Origin of the sequence: Microbacterium paludicola (assembly GCF_039529675.1) — a bacterium.
GTDB classification, from domain to species: Bacteria; Actinomycetota; Actinomycetes; order Actinomycetales; family Microbacteriaceae; genus Microbacterium; species Microbacterium paludicola.
Map to the genome: position 1 here is coordinate 1 of NZ_BAAANG010000061.1, position 5582 is coordinate 5582.

The 5582-nt window shown below is 66.3% G+C and carries 4 protein-coding genes; 2 read left to right on the forward strand and 2 right to left on the reverse strand.

Annotation, left to right across the window (positions count from 1 at the left end; all coding sequences use genetic code 11):
* A partial coding sequence (locus tag ABD161_RS15685; RefSeq protein ID WP_344005106.1) for a hypothetical protein occupies positions 1-256 on the reverse strand: 256 nt, incomplete at its 3' end.
* Between the two features lie 149 nt (positions 257-405).
* On the opposite strand from ABD161_RS15685, the gene ABD161_RS15690 reads away from it, so the two are divergent.
* Both ABD161_RS15690 and ABD161_RS15695 read left to right on the forward strand, forming a co-directional pair.
* Positions 406-2598 (forward strand): site-specific DNA-methyltransferase, encoded by a 2193-nt coding sequence (locus ABD161_RS15690; RefSeq protein WP_344005109.1) that lies wholly within the window; start codon positions 406-408, stop codon positions 2596-2598.
* On the forward strand, positions 2595-5192 hold the full coding sequence (locus ABD161_RS15695; protein ID WP_344005112.1) for a DEAD/DEAH box helicase: 2598 nt from the start codon (positions 2595-2597) through the stop codon (positions 5190-5192). Before ABD161_RS15690 ends, ABD161_RS15695 begins: the two co-directional genes overlap by 4 nt.
* Here ABD161_RS15695 and ABD161_RS15700 read toward each other — a convergent pair.
* On the reverse strand, positions 5186-5582 hold a 397-nt coding region (locus tag ABD161_RS15700), incomplete at its 5' end, for a hypothetical protein (RefSeq protein ID WP_344005115.1). The two genes, ABD161_RS15695 and ABD161_RS15700, sit on opposite strands and share 7 nt — an antisense overlap.

The following is a 5582-nucleotide window of genomic DNA, read 5'->3' on the forward strand; positions in this document are numbered from 1 at the left end:
ATGCGTCGCGCGCCTCGGCGAGCGAGGACAGGTCCTCGCCGAGCAGCTCGATCTCCGCCTCGGCGCTGAGCAGCTCGGCGGCAAGGTTCGGGTAGCCGACCCCCTCGAGGTACTCGGCGAGATCTCCGACCGTGATGCCCGGCCCGTCGATCTCTCGCGCCAGGGTGAGCGCGTCGTGCTTGTCCATCGCGAACGCGCTGACCTGACCGTGCAGGTAGGCGTGGACCTCCTGGATGCTCATGGGCTTGGTGCTCATCTCGACCTCCTGGTAAGTGGTATCTCTGACAGGTATTAATCTACTAGGGGCCTCCGACATTGCACGGCGCCGGCTGGTGGTGGTTGTTGCTAGGCCGGCCCGGTTCATCGGTGCCCGGAGCGAACCTCGCGGCGAAATAGGCTGTGCGAGTGTCGCGAATCTCTCAGCTGCTCAAGCACGTCGAGCAGCTCAACCCCCAGCTGGCTGCGGACCTGAATCGCGAGTACGCGGCCGTGAGCGGGCGCCGCGCCTTCGGGCTGAACTTCGAACGTCACGCGCCGGAGACCGTCGAGCTGCCCGGCCGCCCGGTGCGAGTCCTGGACAAGGTCCGATTCCTGCCCCAGCGGGACGCGACGGGCCCGGTCGACCGGAGACTGTGGCGGGTCACCTCCCTGCGGCGCGACGCGGAGGCTGCCGTCATCGCAGAGCTCACGCTCGTCCTCGCGAAGGACGACGAGACCGAGGCGCTGCAGCCCGAGACGACCGAGCGAGATGTGCGTGACCTCGTCGTAGTCGCGGAGTTCCGCGACCCGATCTACCCCGGCCTGGTCTCCACCGGGCGAGTCGAGCGTGGCGGCGACAAGCCGTTCCACACGGTCATCAACGCCGAGAACTTCCACGCACTGCAGACCCTGCTCTACACGCACGAGGGCGCCGTCGACGCGATCTACATCGATCCGCCCTACAACACCGGGGCTCGTGACTGGAAGTACAACAACGACTACGTCGACGGCGAAGACATCTACCGCCACTCCAAGTGGCTCGCGTTCATGGAGCGCAGACTCAAGCTCGCCCGTCGTCTGTTGAATCCTGAGCGCTCGGTGCTCATCGTGAGTATCGATGAGAAGGAGTATCTGAGGCTCGGTCTGCTGCTAGAGCAGACTTTTCCGGAGGCTCGTATCCAGATGGTCTCCTCTGTCATCAATCCGAAGGGAGTCTCTCGCGGAGAAGGCTTGCGACGCACCGATGAGTATCTGTTCCTCGTCATGCTCGGGTCATCGACGCCGGAGCGTCTCGAGCTAGGTCCGGAATGGTCGAGCTCTGCGAGTGCAGGCTCTAACTCCGGGGCTGATGACTCCGACGCTGAGGCTGAAGTGGCCGAGAGTCCGGAGTGGACTTCGATGATGCGGCGCGGTTCCAATTCCGCGAGAGCTGACCGGCCGTCGATGTTCTACCCGATCTATGTCGACCCGACTGTGCCTCGCATCGTCGAGGTTGGCGATCCGCTCCCGGCAGGCGTTCACGACGCTCCGAAGCGTCCGGGCCTGGTTCCTGTGCTTCCACGGCGTCGCAACGGTTCCGACGGGCGTTGGCAGGTTTCCGCTCCGGAGCTGCGCACTCGAATCGAGCAAGGACGGGTGCGCTTGGGAAGAGCGACTGCTTACGGCTACGTCGTCAACTACCTGCCCGACGGGGCCTATGCCGCTGTGTTGTCGGATCGGTTCGAGATCACTGGGCGCGACGTCGACGGCTCCATCATCGCAACAGGTAAGCGCGACTCCCGACGGGTTCCGACAACCCAGTGGAAGATCGCAGCTCATAACGCTTCCGAGTACGGGTCGACTCTTCTCTCGGCGTTGCTCCCCGGCCGCGCTTTCCCCTTCCCGAAGTCCCTCTATGCGGTCGAGGACGTACTTCGGTTCTTTGTACTGAGTAACCCCCGGGCCGTCATCTTGGACTTCTTCGCTGGTTCGGGAACCACGGCTCACGCTGTTATGCGCTTGAACAAGCAGGACGGCGGTCAGCGACGGTCCATCAGTGTGACTAACAACGAAGTCAGCGCCGATGAGCAGGAGCGCCTGCGAGCCGGCGGCCTGCGCCCCGGGGACCCCGAATGGGAAGCTTTGGGTATCTGCGACCACATCACCAAGCCACGTATTGCGGCGGCGATCTCGGGTAGGACTCCCGCAGGTCAGCCGATCAAGGGTGACTACAAGTTCAACGACGAGTTCCCCATGTCCGCGGGTCTCGAGGAGAATGTTGAGTTCTTCACGCTGACCTACGAGACGCCCAGGCAGGTTGCTCACAACCGTGCGTTCTCGGCCGTCGCGCCACTCCTTTGGTTGCGCGCCGGTGCCGAGGGTGCCCGCATCGAGAGGATCCCGGAAGAGGGCTTCGCGATCGCGGATACGTATGGGGTGCTGTTCCAGGTCGATGCGTCACGCCAGTTCGTCGAGCAGCTGCACGAGGTGCCCCGTGCGCGGATCGCTTACGTGGTGACCGATGATGACCGGGGTTTCCAGCAGGTGTGCGCGAAGCTGCCGGAGCACATCGAGCCGGTGCGGCTGTATGAGTCGTACCTGACCAACTTCACGATCAACGTCGGAGGCGAGGCGCTGTGAAGTTCACGCTCAAGGACTACCAGGCCGATGCCGTCGCGGAGGTCCTCGCGAATCTCGCTGACGCGCGGGAGGACTATCACCGGGCGCGGCCGCGCCGCTCGGCGTTCTCCCTTTCGGCTGTCACTGGTGCTGGCAAGACGGTGATGGCGGCTGCGGTGATCGAGGCGCTCTTCAACGGCAACGAGGAGCTCGGCTTCACCGAGGACCCAGGCGCGGTGGTGCTGTGGTTCACGAGCGACCCGTCCCTGAACGAGCAGACCCGATTCCGGATCCTGCAGGCCTCAGACGAGATCCCCTACTCACGGCTCAACGTCATCGGGAACTCGTTCGCCGGGGATCGCCTCGAGCGCGGCAACGTCTACTTCCTGAACTCGCAGAAGCTGTCCTCCCGCTCGCTGCTCGTACGCGGCGGCTCCGCGCTCGACACGGAGAACATGCTGATCCAGCCGGACCGTGGGCGTTCCTTCTGGGAGATCCTGCGGAACACGATCGAGGATCCGGCGCTGACGCTGTATCTGATCCTCGACGAGGCGCATCGGGGCATGAAGGCACCGAACCGCAACGAGCGCGCCGAGAAGTCGACGATCGTCCGGCAGCTCATCAATGGCGAGGCCGGCGCACCTGCGGTGCCGATCGTGCTCGGCATCAGCGCGACCGTGGACCGGTTCAACAAGGCGATGGAGAACTCGGCCGGGCGCACGCTGCTGCCGAACGTGGTCGTCGACCCCGCGCGCGTGCAGGAGTCGGGCCTGCTCAAGGACGACATCCGGCTGCACTTCCCCGCCGAGGCCGGCACGTTCGACACGGTGCTGCTGCGCCGCGGGGTGCGGCAGGTGAAGGAATCCACGCGCCTGTGGGCTGAGTACCACCAGACCCAGGAGGCGAACGAGGATCCGGTGATCCCGCTGCTGGTCGTCCAGGTGCCCAACACCCCCACGTCGGCCATGCTGACCGAGGCCGTGCAGGCGATCACCGAGGAGTGGCCAGAGCTGTCCGATGCGAACCTCGCGCACGTGTTCGGTGAGCACAGCGACCTGGTCGTCGGCGGCCACGTGATCCCCTACATCTCCCCGGAGCGAGTGCAGGAACGCACCGCGGTGCGCATCCTGCTGGCGAAGGACGCGATCAGCACCGGGTGGGACTGCCCACGCGCCGAGGTGCTCGTCTCGTACCGTCCCGCGACCGATGACACCCACATCACGCAGCTACTGGGCCGCATGGTCCGCACCCCGCTCGCGCGCCGTATTCCCGGCAACGACCTGCTGAACTCCGTCGAGTGCTCGCTGCCATTCTTCGACAAGCGCACCGCGCGCCGCGTGGTCGGTCTCCTGCTCGGATCCACCGATGGAGACGAGCTCGACGCTGACGACCCGTCGAGCGAGGGCGCAGGTGGCTCCGGTGGCGGCGACGGCCGCCGAGTGCTCATCGGCCCGGTCGACATGACCGTGAACGAGCAGATCCCAGAGGCGGTCTGGGAGGCGTTCGACCAGCTTCCCTCGGAGACGCTCCCGCGCAAGACCGCCCGTGCCACCTCTCGCCTGACTGGACTCGCCGCCGAGCTCGCGTTCGACGGGATCCTGTCCGGCGCCACGAGCAAGGCGTATGCGGAGCTGCTGGGTGTCCTCGACGGTGTCGCGGCACGGTACTCGGACACGCTCGAGAAGGCACGACAGGACCTCTCGGTCGTCGACGGGGAGACCATGGTCGCCTCGATCAAGACCGGCCTCATCAGCGGGACGATCGGATTCACCGAAGCCGCCGACGAGCGGGCTGTCGAGGCCGAATACCGCGCCGCCGGCCGAGTCCTCGGCCGTGAGCTCGCCAAGCAGTACGCTGAGCGCGTCGACGCCCGTGTCGACGACGAGCACGATGGGTTCTACACCGCGCACCTGCATGTCGCGGCCACAGCCCGCATCCCCGGTGTCGAAGATGAGCTCGAGCGCGCCGCGCTTGCCCTCTCGAACGAGTGGTTGCGGATCTACCGCGCGCCGATCATGTCGCTGCCCGACCATCGCCGCGCGCAATACGCCGAGCTGGTGGCGATGGCCGGCACCCCGCAGACGATCCCGATCCTCCGGCCCAAGGTTCGCACCGAGTCATCCGTGGACACCGAAGGCAACCCCGTCGCGACCCGACCGCTGCACCTGATGTCCGACGCGGAAGGCAACTTCCCGATCGGCTCGCTCGGGTCGTGGGAGGCAGAGGTGCTCGATCGCGAGCTGCCCTACGCGATCGCCTGGTACCGCAACCCGCCCCGCTCCGATGACGCGCTCTCGATCGCGTACAAGGACGGCAAGGACGCCTGGCGCCGCCTCTTCCCGGACCTGATCTTCTTCAACGAGATCGGTGGCGTCATCCGGCCCTCCATCGTCGACCCGCACTGGCACGACCTGCCCGACGCGCTGCACAAGCTGCGCGGTCTCGCGCGCTACGCGGCCGAGCATGCCGATGACTTCCACCGGATCGAGGCTGTCTCCAAGATCGACGACGTCCTGCGCGTGCTCGACTTGACGCAGCAGGCGGTTCGTGACGCGATCAACAGCGCTACGACCGCGGCCGAGCTGTACCGAGGACCGTTGGCTGCCGATTACTGAGTACGCGTCTGCGGCGGGCGTTGCTCCTGGGTGTCGCGGGTGAGGTCGATTGGTCCGCCCACGCGCCACAGCAGGGCCGCGCGGTCGAGGTGTGCTCGGTTGAAGAAGTGCCAGCGGCGCTCGTCGCCCTCGATGTACTGGGCCAGCACGAACGGAGAGGAGACGGCGAGGCCGTCGTAGGCGGTCGCGTCGCGGAGGTCGAGTGCCACGGCCACGGCGTACGGCTCGCGCAGGTATGGATGGGAGGGTGCCGGGTGGTGGACGTCGAGTCGCGCGCCGGGGCGCAGCGCGCGCTCGTGGTGGGCGATGAACTGCTCGGGGGCCTCGTATGTCACCGGCTCATAGGGCGGGTCCGGGGTCGCGGCCGTGAGGCGGACGAACGTCTCGAAC